This window comes from Nakamurella deserti, assembly GCF_003260015.1.
GTDB lineage: Bacteria > Actinomycetota > Actinomycetes > Mycobacteriales > Nakamurellaceae > Nakamurella > Nakamurella deserti.
In genome coordinates this window covers 1,042,898-1,066,888 of the sequence record NZ_QCXS01000002.1, presented here as the reverse complement: position 1 = coordinate 1,066,888, position 23,991 = coordinate 1,042,898, and the positions used below count along the sequence as shown (strand labels likewise).

The window sequence follows — 23,991 nt, the reverse complement described above, 5'->3', positions numbered from 1 at the left end:
CCGCCACGGCCCGCCGCGATGGAGGCCCCGACCGTCGAAGAGGAACACCCCCACCCGATGCCCGCGCAGACCCACACTCCCCCGCCCGCCCTCGAGACGTGGCCCGGCTCTGCGTACCCCCTGGGCGCCACCTTCGACGGCACCGGCACCAACTTCGCCCTGTTCAGCGAGGTCGCCGAGAGCGTCGAGCTGTGCCTGTTCGACGAGCACCGGCACGAGACGCGGGTCCGGATGCGCGAGATGGACGGCTACGTCTGGCACGCCTACCTGCCCAGCGTGCAGCCCGGCCAGCGCTACGGGTACCGCGTCCACGGCCCGTACGACCCGCGGGCCGGCCAGCGGTGCAACCCGGCCAAGCTGCTGCTCGACCCGTACGCCAAGGCCATCGCCGGGGAGATCGACTGGGACCCGTCGTTGTTCTCCTACCAGCTGGGTGACCCGGACAGCGTCAACGACGACGACTCGGCCCGCCACATGATGCACGGGGTCGTCATCAACCCTTACTTCGACTGGGCGGGCGACCGGGCGCCGAAGACGCCGTACCACCGCACGGTCATCTACGAGGCGCACGTGAAGGGCCTGACGCAGCTGCACCCGGACGTCCCGGAGTGGCAGCGCGGCACCTACGCGGGCATCGCCCACCCGTCGGTGATCGCCCACCTGCAGAAGCTCGGCGTCACCGCGTTGGAGCTGATGCCGGTGCACCAGTTCGTGCAGGACTCCACGCTCGTCGAGAAGGGGCTGCGCAACTACTGGGGCTACAACACCATCGGCTTCTTCGCACCGCACAACAGCTACACCGCGGCCGACAGCGACATGGGTCAGCAGGTGCAGGAGTTCAAGGGCATGGTCCGGCAGCTGCACCTGGCCGGCATCGAGGTCATCCTCGACGTCGTCTACAACCACACCGCCGAGGGCAACCACCTCGGACCCACCCTGTCGTTCCGGGGCATCGACAACGCCGGCTACTACCGGCTGGTCGAGGACACGCCGCAGTACTACATGGACTACACCGGCACCGGGAACTCGATCAACGTCCGGCAGCCGCACTCGCTGCAACTGTTGATGGACTCGTTGCGCTACTGGGTGCTCGAGATGCACGTCGACGGTTTCCGCTTCGATCTCGCCGCCACCCTGGCGCGGGAGTTCTACGAGGTGGACCGGCTGTCGACGTTCTTCGAGCTCGTCCAGCAGGACCCGGTGGTCAGTCAGGTCAAGCTCATCGCCGAACCGTGGGACGTCGGCCCCGGGGGCTACCAGGTCGGCAACTTCCCGCCGCAGTGGACGGAGTGGAACGGCAAGTACCGCGACACCGTCCGCGACCTCTGGCGGGGCGAGTCCGGCGCGGTCGGTGAGTTCGCGTCGCGGCTCACCGGGTCGTCGGACCTGTACGAGAACTCGGGGCGGCGGCCGGTCGCCTCGATCAACTTCGTCACCGCCCACGACGGCTTCACCCTGCGCGACCTGGTGTCGTACAACCGGAAGCACAACCTGGCCAACGGCGAGGACGACCAGGACGGCGAGTCCCACAACCGCTCGTGGAACTGCGGCGTGGAGGGCGACACCGACGACGAGAAGGTGCTGTCGCTGCGCCGGCGCCAGGTGCGCAACTTCCTCACCACCCTGCTGCTGTCGCAGGGGGTGCCGATGCTGCTCGGCGGGGACGAGCTGGGCCGGACCCAGCAGGGCAACAACAACACCTACTGCCAGGACTCGGAGCTGACCTGGACCCACTGGGACACCGCCGACCGCGACCTCGTCGAGTTCACCGCGCGGGTGTCGGCGCTGCGGCGTGACCACCCGACCTTCCGCCGGCGCCGGTTCTTCGAGGGCAAGCCGGTGCCGCGGGGCGAGGGCGACCCCGTCCAGGACATCGTCTGGCTGCGACCTTCGGGCGACCCGATGACCGACGCCGATTGGGACTCCGGCTACGGCCGGTCGATCGGGGTGTTCCTCAACGGCAACGGGATCCGTGGGCGCGACGAGCGTGGCCAGATCGTCTACGACGACAACTTCCTGCTGCTGTTCAACGCCCACGACGACGTCCTCGAGTTCGTCGTCCCCGGCGCCGAGTACGGGCAGGACTGGACGGTGGTGATCGACACCGCCTCCGAGGTGTCGCGGATCGACCACATCTCCGCCGGGGACCCGGTCCCGGTGCCGAGCAAGGCGATGGTCGTGCTGCAGACGGCGCGGGTCGTCCCGACCGAGGCGCCGCCGGCGGCGAAGGCGCCGGCCCGCCGGCGCAGCCCCCGACCGCGGACCGCCGGAGGCACCGCCGGAAAGGCCACCGGCGCCCGGCGCGGTGCGACCAAGAGCACCCCCGAGCGCGCGTCAACCGCGCAGGATGCGGGTAGCAGCAGTGACGCCACGGGGGCGGGAAAACCCCGTTCCACCCGGGCGAGAACGCGCAAGGCCTCCCCGCCGGTTGCGCCGGCGCCGACGCCGGCACCGGACGACGACTCCGATTACGAATCCCATGGAGCAGCTCTGTGACCGCAGGATCCGCCGTGCCCACCCCGACGACCACCCGCCGGGTGCCGCCGTCGACCTACCGTCTGCAGATCACCGCCGACTTCACCCTGGACGACGCCGCCGCCCAGATCGACTACCTCGCCGACCTCGGGGCCGGCTGGGTCTACCTCTCGCCGGTGCTGCAGGCCGAGCCGGGCTCCGACCACGGGTACGACGTCGTCGACCACGGCCGCGTCGACCCGGCCCGGGGCGGTGCCGAGGCCCTGCAGCGGGTCTGCGACAGAGCCCATGCCGCGGGCCTCGGCGTGCTGATCGACGTCGTCCCCAACCACGTCGGCGTCGCCACCCCCGCCCACTCGGTGTGGTGGTGGGACGTGCTCACCCACGGTCAGCGGTCCCGCTACGCCGACGCCTTCGACGTCGACTGGGCGGCCGGCGGCGGCAAGCTGCTGATGCCGATCCTGGGCGCTGCCGACGATCTGGACGCGCTCGAGGTCGACGGCGACGAGCTCGTGTACTACGACCACCGGTTGCCGATCGCGCCGGGCACCGCCGGGGGCACCCCGCGGGAGGTCCACGCCCGCCAGAACTACGAGCTGATCGACTGGCGCCGTGGCGACAGCGAGCTCAACTACCGCCGGTTCTTCGCCGTCACCACGCTGGCCGCGATCCGGGTCGAGCTCCCCGCCGTCTTCGACGAGTCACACACCGAGATCAGCCGCTGGATCCACGAGGGACTCGCGGACGGACTGCGCATCGACCACCCGGACGGCGTCTTCGACCCCGCCGACTACCTGGACCGCCTGGCCGCGGCCACCGGCGGCACCTACGTACTGGTCGAGAAGATCCTGGAGCCGGGCGAGAACCTGCCGCAGAACTGGCGCTGCGACGGCACCACCGGCTACGACGCGATGGGTGTCATCGACCGGGTGCTGGTCGATCCGGCCGGCGAGCCCGGGCTGACCGCCCTGGACACCGAGCTGCGGGGCGGGGTGCCGGTCGACTGGGAGGACCTCATCCACGACACCAAGCGCACCGTCGCCGACGTCTCGTTGCGGGCCGAGGTCAACCGGCTGGGCCGACTGGCCCGGTCCGTGGATCCCACGCTGGTCGACCCGGAGGACGCGCTCGCCGAGCTGCTGGCGTGCTTCCCGGTGTACCGCACCTACCTGGTGCCCGGCGAGGGCCGGGAGAACCCGCCGGCGGCCGCGGACGTCGAGCGTGACGAGCAGCTGATGACCGAGAACGCCGCGCGGGCCAAGCACTTCCGCCCCGACCTCGCCGACAGCATCGACGCGGTCACGGTGCTGCTGCGCGACGCGTCCCTCGAGGTGGCCCGCCGGTTCCAGCAGACCTCCGGCATGGTGATGGCCAAGGGTGTCGAGGACTGCGCCTTCTACCGCTACACCCGGCTGACCACACTGACCGAGGTGGGCGCCGACCCCAGCGACTTCGCCGTCGACGTCGACGAGTTCCACGAGATCCAGGCCGACCGGCTGGCCCGGCTCAGCACCTCGATGGTGGCGCTGTCCACGCACGACACCAAGCGCAGCGAGGACACCCGGGCGCGGATCAGCGTGCTGGCCGAGCTCCCCGACCACTGGATGACGTTCGTCCGGGACGTCGTCGCCCGCATCGACGACCTGCCCCTGGTGCTCGCCGACGGACCGGTGCTCAACCTCGTGCTGCAGGCCACCGTCGGGGCCTGGCCGATCTCGACCGAGCGCCTGGACGCCTACGCGCAGAAGGCGGCCCGGGAGGCCGGCAGCTCGACCAACTACCTGGATCCGAACGAGGCCTACGAGACCCAGCTGTCGACGCTGGTCGGCCGGTTGCTCCCGGGCGGCGATCTCGCCGACACCGTCACCGCGGTCGTCGCCGAGCTGCAGGCGCCGGGTTGGTCGAACAGTCTCGCCGCGAAGCTGATCGCGATCACCGTCCCCGGCGTCCCGGACACCTACCAGGGCACCGAGCTGTGGGACTTCTCGCTGGTCGATCCCGACAACCGCCGACCCGTGGACTACGGCGTGCGCCGTCGGCTGCTCGCAGCGCTGGACGGCGCGGCGACACCCGCGATCGACGACTCGGCGGCGGCCAAGCTGCTGGTCACCCACCGGGCGCTGACCCTGCGGCGCGACCGGCCGGAGCTCTTCGACCGGTACGTGGCGCTGACCGCGTCCGGTCCGGCGGCCGCGCATGTCCTGGCCTACGACCGGGGCGGTGTCGTCGTCCTGACCACCCGCCTGCCGGTGGGTCTGCGCTCCGTCGGCGGCTGGGCCGACACCACCCTCACCCTGCCCCCCGGCGTGTACACCGACGCGCTGACCGGGGCCCGCCACGAGATCTCCGGCGCGGCCACGGTCTCCGATCTGCTCACCGCGCTGCCGGTGGCCCTGCTCGTCCGAGGAGAGAAGTGAGTCACGGAGAAGGTCTGGAGCCGGTCAAGGCCGGTCACCGTTCGTTCGAGGTGTGGGCGCCGACCGCCACCACTGTGTCCGTCCAGGTCGACGGCGAGGTGGTGCCGATGTCGGCCCGCGCCGACGGCTGGTGGGGCGTCGAGGTGCCGCACACCGGCGCCGAGGTCGACTACGGCTTCCTGCTCGACGACGCCACCGAGCCGCTGGTGGATCCCCGGTCGCGTCGCCAACCGCACGGGGTGCACGGCCTGTCCCGCACCTTCGACCCGACGGCCTACGCCTGGACCGACCGGAAGTGGACCGGACGCCAGCTGGCCGGCGGGCTCATCTACGAGCTGCACATCGGTACCTTCACCACCGAGGGCACCTTCGGGGCGGCGATCGGGAAGCTCGACCACCTCGTCGACATCGGGGTCAGCCTGGTCGAGGTGCTGCCGGTGAACGGCTTCAACGGTGAGCACAACTGGGGTTACGACGGTGTGCTCTGGTACACCGTGCAGGAGTCCTACGGCGGACCGGCGGAGTACCAGCGGTTCGTCGACGCCTGCCACGAGCGGGGTCTCGGCGTCATCCAGGACGTCGTCTACAACCACCTCGGCCCCTCGGGCAACGTGCTCCCCCAGTTCGGCCCGTACCTGCACGACGCGGGCGCGAGCACCTGGGGCAGCCTGCTCAACCTGGACGGTCCCGACTCGGACCCGGTGCGCGACTACATCATCGACAACGCCGTGATGTGGCTGCGCGACTACCACGTCGACGGCCTGCGGCTGGACGCGGTGCACGCCCTGGTCGACCACCGCGCGGTGCACCTGCTGGAGGAACTCAGCGCCGAGGTCGACGCGCTGTCGGCCCACCTCGGGCGGCCGCTGACCCTCATCGCCGAGTCCGACCTGAACGATCCGAAGCTGATCACGCCCCGGGCCGCGGGCGGCTACGGACTCACCGCGCAGTGGAGCGACGACTTCCACCACGTCCTGCACGTCGCCCTCACCGGCGAGAGGGTCGGCTACTACGGCGATTTCGGGTCGATGGAGTCGATCGCCAAGGTGTACCGGTCCGCCTACTTCCACGACGGCACCTGGTCGAGCTTCCGGGGACGCGCACACGGCCGGGCCATCGACACCCGCACCACCGAGAGCTGGCGTTTCGTGGTCTACGCGCAGGACCACGACCAGATCGGCAACCGCGCCGCCGGTGACCGGTTGACCGACACGCTGGGTGCCCGGGACCTGACCATCGCCGCGGTGATGGTGCTGACCGCGCCGTTCACCCCGATGCTGTTCATGGGTGAGGAGTGGGCCGCGTCGACGCCGTGGCAGTTCTTCACCTCCCATCCCGACGAGGAGCTGGGCGAGGCGACGGCCAAGGGCCGATTCGCCGAGTTCTCCCGGATGGGCTGGGACGAGGCCATCGTGCCGCACCCCCAGGACCCGGAGACGTTCCGGCGCTCCAAGCTCGACTGGTCGGAGAGCGCCGAGGACCACCACAGCGACATCCTCGACCTGTACCGCCGGCTCGCGGTCATCCGCCGGGAGCACCCGGCGCTGACCGATCCGCGGTTCGGCCGGACCCGGGTGGACTACGACGAGAGCGCCCGTTGGCTGCTGCTGGACCGTGGCGGCGTCCAGGTGGCGTTCAACTTCTCCGACGACGAGCACCGCGTGCCGTTCCTGGCGCACGCCCCGGAGCTGCTGCTGGGCACCGTCGGTGAGATCACCGTCGAGGACTTCGGGATGGGGGCCTGCTCGGTGACCCTGCCGCCGCACAGCGCCGCGGTCCTGAAGGGCTGAGATGACCCGCTCGCGCCGGTTCGCCCAGGTCGACGTGTTCACCGACACGCCGTACCTGGGCAATCCGGTCGCGGTGGTGCTCGACGGTGACGGCCTCGACGACTCCACGATGCAGCGGTTCGCGGCGTGGACCAACCTGTCGGAGACGACGTTCGTGGTGTCCCCGACCGTCGCCGGCGCCGATTACCGGTTGCGGATCTTCACCATCACGGAGGAACTGCCCTTCGCCGGTCATCCGACCCTCGGATCGGCCCACGCCTGGCTGGACCACGGCGGCCGGCCGGCCGGCGGGACCCTCGTCCAGCAGTGCGGTCTCGGTCTGGTGGAGCTGCGGGTGAGCGGTCCGACGATCAGCTTCCGGGCTCCGGACCGGCTGCGGACCGGACCGCTGGACGAGGAGCTGGTGGCCCGGATCGCCCGTGGACTCCGGGTCGACCGCCGCGACATCGTCGACCACGAGTGGCTGGACAACGGACCGCGCTGGGCGGGGGTGCTGCTGCGGGATGCCGACGCGGTCCTGGCGGTGGAGCCCGACGCGGTGGAGCTGGACGGCCTGAAGGTCGGGGTCGTCGGCGCCTACCCGGCGGGAGCGCCGCACGCCTTCGAGGTGCGGGCGTTCTACTCCACCGTCGGCGTCAACGAGGACCCGGTGACCGGCTCGCTGAACGCCGCCGTCGGCCAGTGGCTCACCACGGCGGGTGTCGCGCCGCCCCGGTACACCGCCTCCCAGGGCGCGCGCGTCGGGCGGGCCGGGGTCGTCACGGTCGACGACCGCGCCGACGGTCTCTGGGTCGGCGGCATCAGCCACACGCTGGTCCGCGGCGTCGTCGAGCTCTGACCTGACACGCCGTCCGCCGGCCGTCGGGTGGTCCGGCAGGTCGGGCCGTCCTGCCTGCCCGGTCGGGCCGTCCGGAGCATCGGGTGCGGCCGCCGGGCCCGCCGGGTCGGGCGTCGAGCCCACCGTGTGTACGGTCAGGCCGACCGGGTCCGGTCAGCCGTGCTCGGTCGTTCTGTGGCAGGCCCGCCCGGTGGATCCGTTCGCCACACACCACCCGGCCCGTCCGGGAATTCCACCCCTTCGGACCGGATCACGGTGTCAGCCCAGGCGGACGACGGACCCGGTGCGCATGCTCTCGCCGGCGGCGTCGGCCAGCAGCAGGGCGGCGCGGCCGTCGGCGAACCTCGGGGACGGTTCGGTGCCGTTCTCGACGGCGCCGATGAAGTGGTCGAGCTCGGCGCGGTAGGCCGGCAGGTAGCGCTCGAGGAAGAAGTTCAGGTACGGGGCCGCGGCCTCGGTGCGCTCGGCGCCGGAGTACCGCACGCTCGTCGGCCGCAGGTTGTCGGCGGTGAGCATGCCGGTCGAGCCGAACGCCTCCAGCCGCTGGTCGTAGCCGAACGCGCAGCGGCGGCTGTTGGTGATCTGGGCGACCGCGCCGGAAGCGCCGCGCAGCACGACGACGGCACCGTCGATGTCGCCGGCCTCCCGGACGTGGTCGGCGACCAGGTTGGTCCCGGTGGCCGACACCTCCACCACGTCACCGAGGAAGAACCGGACCATGTCGAAGTCGTGGATGGTCATGTCGCGGAACAGACCGCCCGAAGCGGCCAGATAGGCGGCGGGCGGCGGTTCGGGGTCGCGGCTGATGACGATCAACTGCTCGAGCTGCCCCACCTCACCGGCCGCCACGCGGCTGCGGATGTCGGCGAACGACGGGTCGAAGCGGCGATTGAAGCCGATCATCACCGTGTGGTCGACGTCCTTGATCTGCTCCCAGCAGGCGTCGACCCGGGCGAGGTCGAGATCGATGGGCTTCTCGCAGAGCACCGCCTTGCCGGCCAGCACCGCGCGCGACAGCAGGTCGACGTGGGTGGGGGTCGGCGAGCCGATGACGATCGCGTCGATCGTGTCGTCGGCCAGCACGGCGTCGACGTCGGACGTGGCCACCGCACCGTGCGTGTCGGCCAGTCGACCGGCGAACTCGAGCATCGGGTCGCAGACCACCACCAGCTCGGCCCGAGGATGCGCCGCCAGCGTCGCCGCGTGCACCTGCCCGATCCGGCCGGCACCGAACAACCCGAACCGCACCACCGTGGACTCCTCCGTCGTGGGAACACCGTGTACCGGCGGGACCGCGGGCCCACCCCTAGAACGTGACAGCTGCCAGTATGGGAGCCGTGTCCGGACCCGTCAACGCCACCGGGTGGAACGTTCCAGCACCACCACCGCCGAGCTGCACCCGGGGCGGCCCCGTCGGTGCTGTTCAGTGCTGCACGGCCCGCCGCCGGGTCGGGTTGACCGCGCTGCTGATCAGGCTGATGTGGCTGAACGCCTGCGGGAAGGACCGGACGGGTGACGGCGGAAGCGGTCAGCTCGAGGAGGCGTGCGCCCGGCGCAGCCGCTCGACGTCGACGCCGTGCAGGCTCTCCAGGAAGACGCGCCCCTGCCCCGCCGGCACCGGGATCTCGCACGGCACGACCAGCACCGTCAGGCCGGCGGCCACCGCCGCGGCCACCCCGGTGGGCGAGTCCTCCAGCGCCAGCGCCGATCTCGCATCCACCCCGAGCTGGTCCAGCGCGCGACGGTAGGGCTCGGGGTCGGGCTTGCCGACGCTGACGTCGTCGCCGGTGACGACCACGTCGAAGTTGTCCCGGCCGAGGGTGTCCAGGGCCAGCTCGACGAGATCCCGTTCGGTGGCGGTCACCAACGCCGTCGCCAGCCCGTCCGCGCGCACCGCGGCCAGCAGCGCGGCGGCGCCCGGCCGCCACGGGAGCTCGCGCCGGTAGTAGTGCGCCGCCCGCTGCGACAGGTCGGCCGCCGTCGACCGCCAGTCCCGGGTCAGCCCCAGCTCCTCGTGCACCCGGACGACCGTGGGCTGCACCGGCAGCCCCACCATCGCCGCCTTGCACCCGGGTGAGATCACGCCACCGAGTTCGGCCGCCACGTCGTCCAGGGCCAGTGCCCAGAGTCGCTCGGTGTCGGTGAGCGTGCCGTCCATGTCGAAGAGCACCGCGGACAGGACGTGCGACCCCTCACTTGGCGGCAAAGTACTTCGCCTCCGGGTGGTGGGCGACCAGCGCCGACGTCGACTGCTCGGGGTGCAGCTGGTACTCCTCGGACAGCTCGACGCCGATGCGGCCGGGATCGAGCATCTCCATCACCATCGTCTGGTCGGTGAGATCCGGGCAGGCGGGATAGCCGAAGGAGAACCGGGCCCCGCGGTAGGCGAGGTCGAAGAACTTCTCGACGTCGGCGGGATCGTCGTCGGCGGCGGTGGAGCCGTCGGGGAAGACGAGCTCGGAGCGGATCCGCTGGTGCCACAGCTCCGCGAGCGCCTCGGTGAGCTGCACGGAGAGTCCGTGCACCTCCAGGTACTCGCGGTAGTTGTTGTCGGCGAACAGCACGTTGGCGTACTCGCTGATCCGCTGCCCCATCGTCACGACCGTGAAGGCGATGACGTCCACCTGCCCCGACGAGCGCGGCCGGTAGAAGTCGGCCAGGCACAGGTGCCGGTCCCGGGCCTGCCGGGGGAAGGTGAACCGGTGCCGCTCGGGGGCGTCGATGCGCGGCTCGGTGAGGATGACCACCGAATCACCCTCGGACACGCACGGGAAGTACCCGTAGACCACCGCGGCTTCGAGAACCTTGTCGGTGTGCAGTTTGTCGAGCCAGTACCGCAGCCGGGGACGGCCCTCGGTCTCCACCAGCTCCTCGTACGACGGGCCCTGACCGGCGCGGGCGCCCCGCAGCCCCCACTGCCCCATGAACGTGGCGCGCTCGTCGAGCAACTTCGAGTACTCCGCCAGCGCCACGCCCTTCACCACGCGGGAACCCCAGAACGGCGGCGTCGGCACCGGATTGTCCAGCGCGACGTCGGAACGCTCCGGGATCACGGGGGTCTCGAGCGCCGCGGCGGCCTTGCGGGCCTCCGCGATCCGGGCCGACCGCTCGTGCCGCGCCCGCCGTTCGGCGGCCTTCTGCCGCTCCGCGGCGTCCTCGGCGGGCGCCAGTCCGCGCTTGCGGGCCATCACCCCGTCCATCAGCCGCAGACCCTCGAAAGCGTCGCGGGCGTACCGGACGTCACCGCCGAACATCGCCGACAGGTCGTTCTCCACGTAGGAGCGGGTCAGCGCGGCCCCCCCGAGCAGCACCGGGTACTTCTCGGCGACCCCGCGGGAGTTCATCTCCTCGAGGTTCTCCTTCATGATCACCGTCGACTTGACCAGCAGCCCGCTCATCCCGATGGCGTCGGCACCGTGCTCCTCGGCCGCGGCCAGGATGGCCGAGATCGGTTGCTTGATGCCGATGTTCACGACCGAGTAGCCGTTGTTGCTCAGGATGATGTCGACGAGGTTCTTGCCGATGTCGTGGACGTCGCCCTTCACGGTGGCGAGCACGATCGTGCCCTTCCCCTCGGAGTCCGCCTTGGCCATGTGCGGCTCGAGGTGGGCCACCGACTTCTTCATCACCTCGGCGGACTGCAGCACGAACGGCAGCTGCATCGCACCCGAGCCGAACAGCTCACCGACGGTCTTCATGCCGTCCAGCAGGGTGTCGTTGATGATCTCCAGCGCGGGCCGCGTGGTCAGCGCTTCGTCCAGATCGGCCTCGAGACCGTTCTTGTCGCCGTCGATGATGCGCTGCTTGAGCCGCAGGTCCAGCGGCATCGCGGCGAGTTCGGCGGCGCGGGTCTCCTTGCCGGCGGCGGCGGTCACCCCGTCGAACATGTTGAGCAGCTTCTCGAGCGGGTCGTAGCCCTCCCGCCGGCGGTCGTAGACCATGTCCAGCGCGACGGTGCGCTGCTCCTCCGGGATTCGGGCCATCGGCAGGATCTTGGAGGCGTGCACGATCGCCGAATCCAACCCGGCGTCCACGCATTCGGCCAGGAAGACCGAGTTGAGCACCTGCCGCGCCGCCGGGTTCAGCCCGAACGACACGTTCGACAGGCCCAGGGTGGTCAGCACGTCCGGGTGCCGCCGCTTGAGTTCCCGGATAGCCTCGATGGTCTCGATCGCGTCGCGGCGGGTCTCCTCCTGGCCGGTCGCGATCGGGAAGGTGAGGCAGTCCATCACGATGGAGCTCTCGGGCAGCCCGTACTCCGTGGTGATCTTGGTGATGAGCCGCTCGGCGATGGCCAGCTTGGTGTCCCTGGTCCGCGCCTGACCCTCCTCGTCGATGGTCAGCGCGACCACGGCGGCGCCGTGTTCGCGGACCAGCTCCATCGTCCTGGCGTAGCGCGAGGTCGGGCCGTCGCCGTCCTCGAAGTTGACCGAGTTGACGATGGACCGGCCGCCGAGGTGCTCCAGACCGGCCTGCAGCACCGCCGGCTCGGTGGAGTCCAGCATGATCGGCAGCGTGGAGGCGGTCGCGAAACGGCCGGCGAGCTCGCGCATGTCGGCCACTCCGTCCCGGCCGACGTAGTCGATGCACAGGTCGAGCAGGTGCGCACCGTCCCGGGTCTGCGACCGGGCGATCTCCACACAGCGGTCCCACTGCTCGGCCAGCATGGCCTCCCGGAAGGCCTTGGACCCGTTGGCGTTGGTGCGCTCACCGATCATCAGCACGGAGGCGTCCTGCTCGAACGGCACCGCCTGGTAGAGCGAGGACAGTCCCGGCTCGGAGCGGGGGCGGCGCGTGGCCGGCTGCGCCGACCGCACCGCGTCCACGACCTGACGCATGTGCTCGGGAGTGGTGCCGCAGCAGCCGCCGACCAGACCGAGGCCGAACTCGGTGACGAACCCGGTGAGCGCCTGGGCCAGCTCCTCGGGTCCGAGCGGGTAGACCGCGCCCTTCGGGCCGAGTTGCGGCAACCCGGCGTTCGGCATCACCGACACCGGCGTCTGCGCGTGCCGCGACAGGTAGCGCAGGTGCTCGCTCATCTCGGCCGGGCCGGTGGCGCAGTTGAGGCCGATCAGGTCGATGCCGAGCGGCTCCAACGCGGTCAGCGCCGCGCCGATCTCGCTGCCCAGCAGCATGGTGCCGGTGGTCTCCACCGTGACGTGGCAGATGATCGGCACCTGCTGGCCGCGATCGGCCATCGCGCGCTGAGCGCCGATGATGGCCGACTTGGCCTGCAGCAGGTCCTGGCAGGTCTCCACGACCACGGCGTCGATGCCGCCGTCGAGCATCCCGGTGACCTGCTGCCGGTAGGCGTCGCGCAGCGCGGCGTACGGGGCGTGCCCCAGGGTGGGCAGCTTGGTTCCGGGGCCGACCGAGCCGAGCACCCAGCGCGGGCGGTCCGGGGTGGCGAACGCGTCGGCCTCGGCGCGGGCCAGCGACGCCGCCGCGTGGGCCAGCTCCTGGATCCGGTCGACGATGTCGTACTCGGCGAAGTTGGCCAGGTTGGTGCCGAACGTGTTGGTCTCGATGGCGTCCACGCCGACCTCGAGGTACTCCCGGTGCACCGCGCGGACGATGTCCGGCCGGGTGACGCAGAGGATCTCGTTGCAGCCGTCCAGACCCGCGTAGTCGTCGAGTGTGGGGTCGTAGGCCTGCAGCATGGTGCCCATCGCCCCGTCCGCGACGATCACCTGGGTGGAGAGCGCAGACAACAGCGGATGACGCGGCGAAGAAGGCACCAGGTGAGTTTACGGGCGTCCGTGCGGGGGGTCGGCCGTCGCGGAGCGCCGGCTCCCGCGGGCGCGCGTCGTAGGCTGTCGAGGTGATGGAACTACCTGCACTCCGCGATCCGGTGATGATCGCCGCGTTCGAAGGCTGGAACGACGCAGGTGATGCGGCGACGTCGGCGGTCGAGCACCTCGCGCTCACCTGGGACGCCGAGGAGCTGACCGAGGTCGACCCCGAGAGCTTCTACGACTTCCAGGTGTCGCGACCGGAGACCAAGATGGTCGACGGCGTGACCCGCCGCATCGAATGGCCGACCACCCGCCTGACCTTCTGCCGGATGCCCGCGGCCGCCCGCGACATCGTGCTGGTGCACGGCATCGAGCCCAATTTCCGCTGGAAGGCGTTCTGCCGCGAGCTCATCGAGATCGCCCAGGCGCTGCAGGTGAGCAGTCTGGTGAGCCTCGGCGCGCTGTTGGCCGACGTGCCGCACACCCGTCCGGTGCAGGTCAGCGGCTCGGCGGTGGACGCGGCGACCGCCGAGCGCTACGGCCTGGCCCGGTCCACCTACGAGGGTCCGACCGGCATCACCGGGGTGTTCCAGGACGCCTGCCTGCAGGCCGGCATCCCCGCGGTGTCGTTCTGGGCGTCGGTGCCGCACTACGTCTCGCAGGCCCCGTCGCCCAAGGCGACGCTCGCGCTGCTGCACCGGGTCGAGGAGTTCCTCGACATCGAGGTCGACCTCGGCAACTACCCGGAGCAGTCGGAGGAGTGGGAGGCCGAGGTCACCCAGATCGCCGCCGACGACGACGAGATCGCCGAGTACATCGCCCGGCTCGAGGAGCGCGACTCCGAGACCGAGCCGCTCACCCCGGCCAGCGGCGAGATGCTCGCCGAGGAGTTCGAGCGCTACCTGCGCCGCCGGAACTCCCCCAAGGGCGACAAACGGGACGGCCGCTGACGCCGCGGCGTTGCGCTGAGAGCTGAGCGGGGACGTCCGGGATCGGGGAGGATTCCTCCCGCCCAGCGGGAACTTCCCTCCCCGACTCCGGGAGGATTCCTTCCGCCCAGCGGGAACTTCCCTCCCCGACTTCGGGAGGATTCCTCCCGCCCAGCGGGAACTTCCCTCCCCGACTCCGGGAGGATTCCTTCCGCCCAGCGGGAACTTCCCTCCCCGACTTCGGGAGGATTCCTTCCGCCCAGCGGGAACTTCCCTCCCCGACTTCGGGAGGATCCTGCTCAGACCAGGCGGATGCCGAGCAGCGCGTCCACCGCGGCGGCGACCTGCGCGCCACCGAGCGAGGAGTTCTGCGCCCACTGGTCGACGACCTTGATCGCCTTGACGGTGTCCAGGTCGTTGCCGAGGGCGCTGCGCAGCTTGGCCACCACCTCGGTGGTGTCGAAACCGAAACGCTGGGCGGCGGCACGCCAGCGGGCGAGCCGTTCGACGGCCTCGTCCAGGGTCGCCGCGGTCCAGAAGCGGTCCTCCCGGTAGTGCCGGGACAGCAGCGCCAACCGGATGGCCATCGGGTCGACGCCCTCGCGTCGCAGCTGCGACACGAACACCAGGTTGCCGCGCGACTTGCTCATCTTCTCGCCGTCGAGCCCGATCATCCCGGCGTGCGTGTAGTGCCGGGCGAACGGTGGGCGGCCGGACAGCGCCTCGGCGTGCGCGGCCGAACACTCGTGGTGCGGGTAGATGAGGTCGCTGCCGCCACCCTGCAGGTCGATGGTGTAACCGAGCCGGTTGCCGGCGATCGCCGCGCACTCGATGTGCCAGCCGGGGCGTCCCGGGCCCATCGGCGAGTCCCACGCGGGCTCACCCGGCCGTTCCATCCGCCACAGCAGGGCGTCGAGCGCGTCGCGCTTGCCGGGGCGGTCGGGGTCGCCGCCGCGCTCGGCGAACAGCCGCAGCATGGTGCCGCGGTCGTAGCCGGACTCGTAGCCGAACGCGTCGGTGCTGCGGACGTCGTAGTACACGTCGGCGTGGAGTTCGCCGTCGGCGTCGGGGACGTCGATGCGGTAGGCAGCGCCCGACTCCATCAGCTGCTTCACCGCCCGGATGATCTCCGGCATCGCCTCGACGGCGCCGATGTAGTCCCGCGGCGGCAGCACCCGCAGTGCCTCCATGTCCTCACGGAACAGCTGGATCTGCGAGGCGGCGAGCTCCTGCCAGTCGACGCCGTCACGCTCCGCCCGCTCCAGCAGCGGGTCGTCGATGTCGGTGGCGTTCTGCACGTAGTGCACGTCGAAGCGGTTGTCCCGCCACACCCGCTGCACCAGGTCGAACGCCAGGTAGGTGGCGGCGTGACCGAGGTGGGTGGCGTCGTACGGGGTGATCCCGCAGACGTAGAGGGTGGCCACGTCCTCCGGTTCGGTGGGCTTCACCGTCCGGGTGGCCGAGTCGTACAGCCGGAGCGGGACGGGAACGCCGGGAACCACCGGGAGCTTCGGAGCTGGCCATGACTGCACCTCACGACCCTAACGAAGTCCGGCGCTCAGCGACGAACTCCGGGCACCACATGGCGGTTGGCGTTGATCACGGCCCGCTGCACGGCGTTGAGCCCGGTCCCGCGGACATGCTCCGGCGGACTGGACGAGTAGTACATGAGGTTGTCCGACGACGGGTGGTGCGGCAGGTTCAGCGCGTGCCCGAGTTCGTGCACCAGCACCGTCTCGTCGTACTCGTGTGGCCGCTCGGTGTCGAAGAGGCCGGCCTGCACGACGACCCAGTCGGCCGAGATGCCCAGCGAGCAGCCGGTGGTGCGGCCGGCGATGTCGCGGACCACGATGGCGGTGATGGGGCGGCCGACGACGTCGGTGACGCTGCCGGTGTCCTCGACGTACTTCAGCTGCCGGTGGTAGAAGTCCGTCCGGCCCAGCGCCTCGTCCAGCAGCAGCAGCTTGTTGGCGCGCGGGTTCAGCGCCGTCGTGGGCGCGGGTTCGGTGATGACGTGGGTGCCGACGTGCCGCACGCGGACGCCGGCGCCGTCGGTGAGCACGGCGTCGGCACGGGCCAGCGCCGGCTCCAGCTGGGCGGGGTGCAGCAACGGCACGCCGTGCTCGTCGGACAGGATCAGCACGGTCAGCCGGACGGTCCCCGGGGTGGCCGCGGTGCCGCTGACGAGTCCGCCGACGACCTCGCCGGTTCGGACGGCGGCACTGGCCACGTCGGCGGCCATCGAGCCGGCGGTGCGGACCAGGTAGCGACCGGCGCCGAAGACGGTGGCGCCCAGCGAGTGGGGGGTCGGCATCAGCGGGTCCTCACAGCGGCGGCCAGGGGATCGGGGTGCGGTGTTCCGGGGGCCGGTCGAACTCCGGGCGGTCCAGCAGCCGGTCGACGCGCCGCTGCAGCGCGGCGATCTCGGTGAGGGTGAGCAGCTCGGCGAGCAACTCCCCCAGGTCACCGGCCACGGCGGCCCGCAGCCGGTGCAGGCCCTCGACGCCCTGCTCCGGCAGCGGCTCACCGGCCCAGCCCCACAGCACGGTGCGCAGCTTGTTCTCGGTGTGCAGCGTCAGCCCGTGGTCGACGCCGTAGACGGGGCCGCCGACCACCGGGAGCACGTGCGGTCCCTTGCGGTCGGCGTTGTTGACCACGAGGTCGAAGGTGGCCAGCAGCTGCAACCGGGGGTCGTCGGCGTGCGCCAGCACCGCCGGGGAGCCGGTCGCGTCGGTGGCCCGCAGCACCGGCAGCCAGCCCTTCGGCAGCTTCTTCCGCGGGAACAGGTCGACCATGGTCTCGGAGTCGGCGTCGTCGATCCAGAGCTGCACCATGCCGGTCCCGACCGGCCCGTCGCGCAGGAAGGTCGGCGGCACGCACTCCCAGCCGGCGGCGTGCGCGACCAGCGCCGCGGCGACCTCCCGGCCGGCCAGGCTGCCGTCCGGGAAGTCCCACAGCGGCCGCTCGCCGCGGATGGGCTTGTAGACGCAGTCGGCCTTGAGCCCGTTCCAGCTGACCTCGGCCAGCAGGGTGACGTTGGAGGCGTCGGAGAGCCGGCCGGCGATCTCGAGGTCGCCGTTCACCAGCAGTTCGGCGAGGTCGTCGGGAGCGAGATCGGCCGCGACCACACCGGTGTCGGCGTCGTCCGCGGGCGGCTCTGCGCCCCCGGCGTCAGCCGAGGTCACCGCGGTGGTAGCCGTTCAGCCGCGGGCAGATGTGGCCCTCGGGATCGAGTGGGTTGGCGCAGAGCGGGCACGGCGGGCGCCCCGACGACACGACGCGACCGGCCTGCGCGGCGAAGCTCATCGCCTCGTCCAGCGACAGGAACACCCGAAGGGCGTCGGGCCCGTCGGCGCTGTCGTCCAGGACGGTGTCCTCGTTGACCTCGGCCTCGGTGATGGCCAGCAGCTCGACGACGATGCGCGACCCGTCCCCGTCCCAGGCCAGGCCCATGGTGCCGACCCGGAACTCCGGGTCCACCGGGGTCTCCAGCGACGGTTCGGTCGGGTCGATGGTCGGTTCCTTCTCGCCGAAGCGCCGGACGACCTCGCCGATCAGCGATCCGAGCTTGTCGGCCAAGACCGCGACCTGCTGCTTCTCGCAGGCGACCGAGACGACGCGTTTGCCGTCGACCGCCTGCAGGTAGAACTCCCGTTCCCCGGGACGGCCGACCGTCCCGACGAGGAAGCGGTCGGGTGAGCGGAAGATGTGTACCTGGCGATCCATGTCGTCCCCGATCCTATGCGCGCCCGGGCCGGGCCCGGGAATCCGTCATCCGGTGGAGCCGCCGACGACCGCGTCACCGGCGGGGACGGCGGCCGTGACGGGGTGGTCCGTCGCCGGCGGCGGCAGCAACGCGCTCAGGTCGGCGGTGTCGTTGATGCGGTCGACCATCGGCCGCATCGACGAGTACCGCACCACCGACAGCGACGCCGGGTTGACGTTGATCCGCTGGAAGCTGTCCAGGTGCATACCCAGCGCGTCGGCCAGGATCGCCTTGATGACGTCCCCGTGCGAACACACCAGCACCGGCCCGCCACCCGCGGCGACCAGCTCGGCGACGGCGGCGACCGCGCGGGCGGACACCTCGGCGAGGCCCTCCCCCTCCGGGAACACCGCGGCACTCGGCCGCGCCTGCACGATGCGCCACAGGTCCTCACCGGCCAGGTCCTTCAACGGGCGGCCGGTCCAGGTGCCGTAGTCGACCTCGGAGAACCGCTCGTCGATCTCGACCGGCAGTCCGAGGGCGGCGGCGACCGGAGCCAGCGTCTGCTGGCAACGGGTGAGCGGGGACGAGACGATCTGCGTCACGTGGACGCCGGCCATCCGCTGCGCGAGGTCGGCCGCCTGGCCGGCACCCTTCTCGTCGAGCACGACGCCGGTGCTGCGTCCGGCGAGCACGCCGGCCACGTTGGCGGTGGAGCGGGCGTGACGCAACAGGATCACCGTGCGGCCGTCCTGGCGGGGCGGCGGGGCGGCGGCGGTGGCCGGCTCGGTGGTGGTGGCGGCCGGGGCGGCAGCCGCGGCGCTCTCGGGGGCGGTCACTGGACGGCCTCGATCCAGCCGGCGGACAGCGCGACGATGAGCGCCGCACCGAGCACCCAGCGGTACCAGACGAAGACGGTGATCTTGTTGCCGGAGACGAACTTCATCAGCCAGGCGACGCTGGCGTAGGCGACGACGAAGCTGACCACGGTGCCGACGATGGTGGGCAGCGCCCCGACGCCCTCACCGAGCGCGGACGGCAGCTCGTAGGCGCCGGCACCGAGCAGCGCCGGGATGCCGAGGAAGAAGGCCAACCGGGTGGCGGCAACCCGGTCGAGGCCGCGCATCAGGCCGACCGAGATGGTGGCCCCCGAACGGGAGACCCCGGGGATCAGGGCGAGGCTCTGGGCGAAGCCGATCAACAGCACGTCCTTGAGGCCGAGGTCGGACTCGGGCCGCTTCTGGGTGGCCACCTTCTCGGCGTAGAGCATCACCGCACCCCAGACGATTAGCGCGACCGCGACGACCCACAGCGACCGCAGCGGACCCTTGATCAGTTCCTTCCCGGCGAACCCGACGACCACGATCGGCAGCGAGCCGATGATGACCAGCCAGGCCATCCGGTAGTCCGGATCCGTGCGCCGGTCGGCGCGGACGAGTCCGCGGACCCAGGCCAGGAACAACCGGCTGATGTCGGACCAGAAGTAGATCAGCACGGCGGCGATGGCACCGACCTGGATGACGGCGGTGTACGCGGTGACCGCCGGGTCGGCGATGTCGAGGCCGAGGAGGTCGGATGCGATGGTGATGTGACCCGTCGAGGAGACCGGCAGGAACTCGGTCAGGCCCTCGACGATGCCCAGGACGATGGACTGCCAGACGTTCATGCGGCGGCGGGGGTCTCGGGTGCGCGCGGCACGTCGGCGGGGCGGTTCGGCAAGGAGCGACCTACGTTCGTCGGGGGCACGGTCCGACGTCGGGATGCCGGGGTGTGCCTAGCGGATCAGCTCCCGCGCGTGCGCGACAGCCTTGAGGATCGTAAGGCGGTCGTGCGTCGATCGGGCGTAAGGAGCGACGTTCACGGATGTGATCCCTGCGTCCCGGAGCCTGATCAGCGCAGTCGCCATGTCGTCCGCGGTGCCGAGAAGACTCGTACGGGTGAGGAACTCGAGCGGAACGGCCGCGGCCGCCTCGTCGTAGCGACGGGACAGGAACAGCTGCTGGACCTCGTCCGCCGCCTCCCGGTAACCCATGGCACTGGCGATGCCGTGGTAGAAGTTCGTCGTCGGCGACCCCATCCCGCCGATGTAGAGCGCGGCGTTGGGGCGCACCGCGTCCGCGGCGGTGGCCGGGTCGGGACCGACCGCGGCGGCCACGGTCGCCGCGATGTCGACGGCGGCCGGGTCCCGCCCGGCGGCGGTCGCCGCGTCCCGTACCACCGCGACCTGCGCGGCGCCGCCGGCCGGGTCGAAGAAGATGGCGTGCCAGCCGTCGGCGATCCGGCCCGTCAGGGCGAGGTTCTTCGGTCCCACCGCGGCCAGGTAGACCGGCAGCGACCGCCGGTGCGGGCTCATCCCCAGCATCAGCGTCTTGCCGGGCCCGTCCGGCAGCGGCAGCGTGAAGTGGTCACCGGCGAACTGCACCCGCCGGCGGGCGATGGCCTGCCGGACGATGGCGACGTACTCCTCGGTGCGGCCCACGGGATCGGCGTAGCGGACGCCGTGCCAGCCCTCGCTGACCTGCGGGCCCGACACCCCGAGACCCAGCCGGAAGCGGCCGTCGCTCATGCCGTCCAGGGTGGCGGCGGTCATCGCGGTCATCGCCGGGGTGCGCGCCGGGATCTGCATCACCGCGGAACCGATGTCGATCCCGGTGGTGTGACTGGCGATCGCGGCCAGCACGGTCGGCGCGTCGCTGCCGTAGGCCTCCGCCACCCAGGCGCAGTCGAATCCGAGGTCCTCGGCGCCGCGGGCCAGGGCGACGGCCTCCCGGATCTGGTCGCCGTTGCTGAAGTAGCCCAGGCTGACGCCCAGCCTCATGTCGCCTCCCTGACCGGTCCCCGTCCTCGGGCGCCGGTCCGACCACCGTACCGACGCGGGTGACGCAGCTCTCACCGGGTGCGGGGCCGGGGACCGGCCGGCTCTAGGGTGGCCGGATGGACGGTCTCGCCGCGCTGCGCCGCATCGCGTTCCTGCTCGAACGCTCGCTGGCGCCCACGTACCGGGTGAAGGCGTTCCGGACCGCCGCGCTGGCCATCGCCACGCTGCCCGCCGACGAGCTGGCCACCCGGATCCGCGAGCACTCGCTGACCGAGTTGCCCGGCGTCGGCCCGAAGACGGCCGCGGTGGTCGAGGAGGCGGCGGGTGGTGTCGTCCCGGCCTACCTGGCCGACCTCGAGGCGGCCGCCGGCCCGTTGGATCCCGCCGGTGCGGACCTGCGGACCCGGCTGCGCGGCGACCTGCACTCGCACAGCGACTGGAGTGACGGCGGCAGCCCCATCGAGGAGATGGCGGTCACCGGCCTGGAACTCGGCCATGACTACCTCGCCCTGACCGACCACTCCCCCCGGCTGACCGTCGCCCACGGGCTGACGGCCAAACGGCTGGAGAAGCAGTTGACGCTGGTGGCGGCGATGAACCGGCAGCTGGGTGACGGTTTCCGGCTGCTGTCCGGCATCGAGTGCGACATCAACGAGGACGGCACCCTGGACCAGACCGACGAGCTGCTCGGCCGGGTGGACATCGTGGTCGGGTCGGTGCACTCGAAGCTGCGGGCGGACTCGGCGACGATGACGGAGCGGATGCTCACCGGCATCGGGAACCCCTACATCGACGTCCTCGGCCACTGCACCGGCCGACTGGTCACCGGCGGTCGCGGTACCCGGCCGCCGAGCTCGTTCGACGCGAAGAAGGTCTTCGCCGCCTGCGCCGAGCGCGGGGTGGCGGTGGAGATCAACAGCCGCCCGGAGCGCCTCGACCCGCCGCGGGCCCTGCTGAAGCAGGCTGTCGCCGCCGGCTGCCTGTTCAGCATCGACACCGACGCGCACGCCCCGGGGCAGCTGGACTTCCAGACCTACGGCGCCGCCCGCGCGGTGGAATGCGGAGTCCCCGAGGAGCGGATCGTCAACACGTGGCCGTTGGAGAAGCTGCTCGCTTGGACGACCCGGGAGCGCTGACCCCGGATCGATCCCCCCTGATCCGGCCCGCAGCCCCCGGCGACCGGCCCACCGCAGCCGGCACCGCGGTGCCCGCGGCGTGGGCGCGACAGCATCCGGTGGGCGGCCGGCACCGGTGCGACGCCCGCGGCATGGCCGTCCGGCCCGGCGGGGCCGGGGGCGGGAGAGTCAGCGCGAGCCGCTCGCCACTACCGGCGCGGCGTCCGCGGTCACGGCCTGGTCGGCGAACCAGCGGACGATCTCCTCGCCGCCCAGCACCCCGGCCTGTTCGGTGACGCTGACGTGCGGCCGCGTCCAGCCCAGGCCCTCGAGTTCGCCGTGGCAGGGCCGGATCGCGGCGTCGGCCAGCTTGAGCATCTCCGCGTCCAGCAGTCCGTCGCCGGCGGCCAGCATCCGCGTGGTGCCGACCCGGGCCGCCACCTCGGCGATGGCCGCGGACTTCCGGAGTCCGATCGGTGTCGAGTACACCTTGCGCCCCTGTACGGACAGCAGCCAGCCGTGGTCGGCGCACCACTGGCCCCACTCGGCCAGGAAGCCGTCCGGGACCGCCGCGAGGTCGACGACGAGGTAGGTGAACAGGTCGTCGGCGGAGCGCCGTTTGAGCACCCAGTCACCGGTGGCGCGTTCCTGCAGCGCCGCGGTGACCTCGGCCAGCGGGCTGGCCGTCTCCCGCAGCCGCTGGTCCAGGCCCCGCCGCCAGTCGACGTCCGGCCGGCCGTCGACCAGCAGGGTGCCGCCGTTGCTGGCCACGGCGTACCGCGGGCGGCCGGTCGCCGCCAGCGGCAGCCGGATCCGCAGGAACTGCTCCACCGTGCGGGTGGTGCAGGGCACGAGGGTGTGCTCCGCCGACAGTTGCTCGAACCCGCGATGGGCCGTGGCGGTCATGAACGCCGACGGCTTCCCGTCGAGCACCTCCACCGAGACGAACGTCGGGGCGTCCAGGTCCGGGCCGGGCAGCCGCAGCGCGCCCGGCGAGTAGATCATCGTCTGGTCGAGGTCGGTCGCGATCAGGGTGCCGCTCACTGGGCGTCCGCCGTGACCTGCTCGATGAGCCCGACGCAGGCGTAGGCCAGGTCGGGCACGACCTCGACCGGGACACCCCGCTGCCCGGCGAGCAGCCGGATGTGGGCGTGGTCGGGATTGTTCAGGTCGCGCACCAGCACCCGGTCGGGGGTGCGCCGCAGCAGCACCCGGGTGGTCTCCCCCACACCGGGCTTGACGAAGTTCACCGACGAGACGCCGTAGCGGCGCCGGATCTCCTCCACCGCCGTCCATCCCGCCCAGGTCGGCGTCCGGTCGGCCGCCTGCAGGGCCGGCAGCTCGGCGTCGACGGCGGCCGTCACCTCGGCGAACCGCGCCGTGACCGCGTCGAGCAGCTGGTTCGAACGGTCACCGGCGGCGAGCTCGGCGTAGAACTTAGCCCCGTGGAAGTCGTCCGGGCCGATGTGGGTGTCGTTGAGGACGGTCCGCGAGACCAGGCCGGACACGGTGGAGTTGAGGCAGGCCGACGCGATGAGGAAGTCGTCGCGGGTGCCGTAGTGCGACACGCACGAGCCCGGATCGGCCAGTACCGCCAGGGCCGGGTCGAACACCGGCCCGCCCGCGGCGGCGAGCCCGGTGATCGCCGCGTGCAGCTCCCGGGCGATCGCGCCCTTGCCGGTCCAGCCGTCGACGAAGACAACGCGCGCCGGGTCGTGGTGGTGGGCGAGGTAGGCCAGCGCGACCTCGTCGATGCCGCGCCCCCGGACGATGCTCACCGCGTAGTGCGGCAGGTCAAGACCGTGGCGGTGCGCGGCCCAGCGCTTCATCAGGATGCCGACCGGGGTGCCGGCCCGGGCCAGCGAGACCAGCGTGACGTCGTCGCCACGCTCGGCGAGGACGAGGTCGGTGACCAGCCCGACCGCGGTCGCGAGCCGCGACGCGCTGTCGGCCAGCACGGTGGCGAACAACCGCTGGTAGGCGTCGTCGGGTTGGAACTCGATGGGCAGCGATTCGGCGTAGTGCGCCTGCCCGGACTGGATGCGCCGTTCCCGGGACGCGGTGTCGGCCTCCAGACCCACCGCCGACAGGTCCTTGAGCAGCCAGGACACCTCGTCGGGCCGGTAGGAGCCGAACGCCGGACCGGTCAGCGGCGGCGGCAGCGGACG

18 protein-coding genes are annotated in these 23,991 nt (G+C 71.7%); 6 read left to right on the top strand and 12 right to left on the bottom strand.

Features of this window, described 5'->3' with window-relative positions:
- Window positions 1-57 precede the first annotated feature (57 nt).
- From glgX to DB033_RS04960, 4 genes are read left to right on the top strand one after another with little or no spacing between them, the layout of a single operon-like run.
- On the top strand, window positions 58-2,496 hold the full coding sequence (gene glgX / locus DB033_RS04975) for a glycogen debranching protein GlgX (RefSeq protein WP_111767257.1): 2,439 nt from the start codon (window positions 58-60) through the stop codon (window positions 2,494-2,496).
- On the top strand, window positions 2,493-4,892 hold the full coding sequence (gene treY / locus DB033_RS04970) for a malto-oligosyltrehalose synthase (protein ID WP_240615742.1): 2,400 nt from the start codon (window positions 2,493-2,495) through the stop codon (window positions 4,890-4,892). The genes glgX and treY overlap by 4 nt, the downstream gene beginning before the upstream one ends.
- The gene (treZ, locus tag DB033_RS04965) at window positions 4,889-6,682 is read left to right on the top strand and encodes a malto-oligosyltrehalose trehalohydrolase (protein WP_240615741.1); all 1,794 of its coding nucleotides are present in this window, start codon (window positions 4,889-4,891) and stop codon (window positions 6,680-6,682) included. Before treY ends, treZ begins: the two co-directional genes overlap by 4 nt.
- A gap of 1 nt (window position 6,683) precedes the next feature.
- A complete protein-coding gene (locus DB033_RS04960) occupies window positions 6,684-7,520 on the top strand; it encodes a PhzF family phenazine biosynthesis protein (protein ID WP_111765707.1) in 837 nt (278 codons plus the stop codon).
- Window positions 7,521-7,778: 258 nt separating this feature from the next.
- Here the strand turns inward: DB033_RS04960 and iolG are convergent, their stop codons facing one another.
- The 3 genes from iolG to metH form a co-directional block, all read right to left on the bottom strand.
- Entirely contained in the window at window positions 7,779-8,771 is a 993-nt protein-coding gene (gene iolG / locus DB033_RS04955) for an inositol 2-dehydrogenase (protein WP_111765706.1), read from the bottom strand.
- A 277-nt stretch (window positions 8,772-9,048) separates the two neighbouring features.
- Entirely contained in the window at window positions 9,049-9,726 is a 678-nt protein-coding gene (locus DB033_RS04950; protein ID WP_205843653.1) for an HAD family hydrolase, read from the bottom strand.
- Entirely contained in the window at window positions 9,713-13,189 is a 3,477-nt protein-coding gene (metH, locus tag DB033_RS04945) for a methionine synthase (RefSeq protein ID WP_420814048.1), read from the bottom strand. The genes DB033_RS04950 and metH overlap by 14 nt, the downstream gene beginning before the upstream one ends.
- A gap of 155 nt (window positions 13,190-13,344) precedes the next feature.
- Here metH and DB033_RS04940 point away from each other — a divergent pair, with 155 nt between their 5' ends.
- Entirely contained in the window at window positions 13,345-14,205 is an 861-nt protein-coding gene (locus tag DB033_RS04940; protein WP_111765704.1) for a PAC2 family protein, read from the top strand.
- Window positions 14,206-14,483: 278 nt separating this feature from the next.
- Here DB033_RS04940 and mshC read toward each other — a convergent pair whose 3' ends face one another.
- The 7 genes from mshC to DB033_RS04905 all read right to left on the bottom strand — a co-directional run bounded on the left by mshC (window position 14,484) and on the right by DB033_RS04905 (window position 20,708).
- Window positions 14,484-15,716: a cysteine--1-D-myo-inosityl 2-amino-2-deoxy-alpha-D-glucopyranoside ligase gene (gene mshC, locus DB033_RS04935; RefSeq protein ID WP_111765703.1), complete on the bottom strand. Its 1,233-nt coding sequence runs from the start codon at window positions 15,714-15,716 to the stop codon at window positions 14,484-14,486.
- Between the two features lie 26 nt (window positions 15,717-15,742).
- Window positions 15,743-16,498, bottom strand: a complete 756-nt coding sequence (locus DB033_RS04930) for a M10 family metallopeptidase domain-containing protein (RefSeq protein ID WP_111765702.1) — start codon at window positions 16,496-16,498, stop codon at window positions 15,743-15,745.
- A gap of 10 nt (window positions 16,499-16,508) precedes the next feature.
- On the bottom strand, window positions 16,509-17,369 hold the full coding sequence (locus DB033_RS04925; RefSeq protein ID WP_240615739.1) for an SCO1664 family protein: 861 nt from the start codon (window positions 17,367-17,369) through the stop codon (window positions 16,509-16,511).
- Window positions 17,356-17,910 (bottom strand): DUF3090 domain-containing protein, encoded by a 555-nt coding sequence (locus tag DB033_RS04920; RefSeq protein ID WP_111765701.1) that lies wholly within the window; start codon window positions 17,908-17,910, stop codon window positions 17,356-17,358. Before DB033_RS04920 ends, DB033_RS04925 begins: the two co-directional genes overlap by 14 nt.
- A 45-nt stretch (window positions 17,911-17,955) precedes the next feature.
- Window positions 17,956-18,630: an MSMEG_4193 family putative phosphomutase gene (locus DB033_RS04915; protein WP_111767252.1), complete on the bottom strand. Its 675-nt coding sequence runs from the start codon at window positions 18,628-18,630 to the stop codon at window positions 17,956-17,958.
- Window positions 18,631-18,725: 95 nt separating this feature from the next.
- Complete coding sequence (locus tag DB033_RS04910; protein ID WP_111765700.1) at window positions 18,726-19,556, bottom strand: undecaprenyl-diphosphate phosphatase; 831 nt, start codon at window positions 19,554-19,556, stop codon at window positions 18,726-18,728.
- A gap of 108 nt (window positions 19,557-19,664) precedes the next feature.
- Window positions 19,665-20,708, bottom strand: coding sequence for an LLM class F420-dependent oxidoreductase (locus tag DB033_RS04905; RefSeq protein WP_111765699.1), 1,044 nt, complete (start codon window positions 20,706-20,708; stop codon window positions 19,665-19,667).
- A gap of 116 nt (window positions 20,709-20,824) precedes the next feature.
- Here DB033_RS04905 and DB033_RS04900 point away from each other — a divergent pair, with 116 nt between their 5' ends.
- Entirely contained in the window at window positions 20,825-21,844 is a 1,020-nt protein-coding gene (locus DB033_RS04900; RefSeq protein ID WP_111765698.1) for a PHP domain-containing protein, read from the top strand.
- A 168-nt stretch (window positions 21,845-22,012) separates the two neighbouring features.
- Here the strand turns inward: DB033_RS04900 and DB033_RS04895 are convergent, their stop codons facing one another.
- Together DB033_RS04895 and DB033_RS04890 are read right to left on the bottom strand one after the other, a co-directional pair.
- Window positions 22,013-22,867 (bottom strand): HAD family hydrolase, encoded by an 855-nt coding sequence (locus DB033_RS04895; RefSeq protein ID WP_240615737.1) that lies wholly within the window; start codon window positions 22,865-22,867, stop codon window positions 22,013-22,015.
- Window positions 22,864-23,985: a cysteine protease StiP family protein gene (locus tag DB033_RS04890; protein WP_111767250.1), complete on the bottom strand. Its 1,122-nt coding sequence runs from the start codon at window positions 23,983-23,985 to the stop codon at window positions 22,864-22,866. The genes DB033_RS04895 and DB033_RS04890 overlap by 4 nt, the downstream gene beginning before the upstream one ends.
- Between the last annotated feature and the right edge of the window lie 6 nt (window positions 23,986-23,991).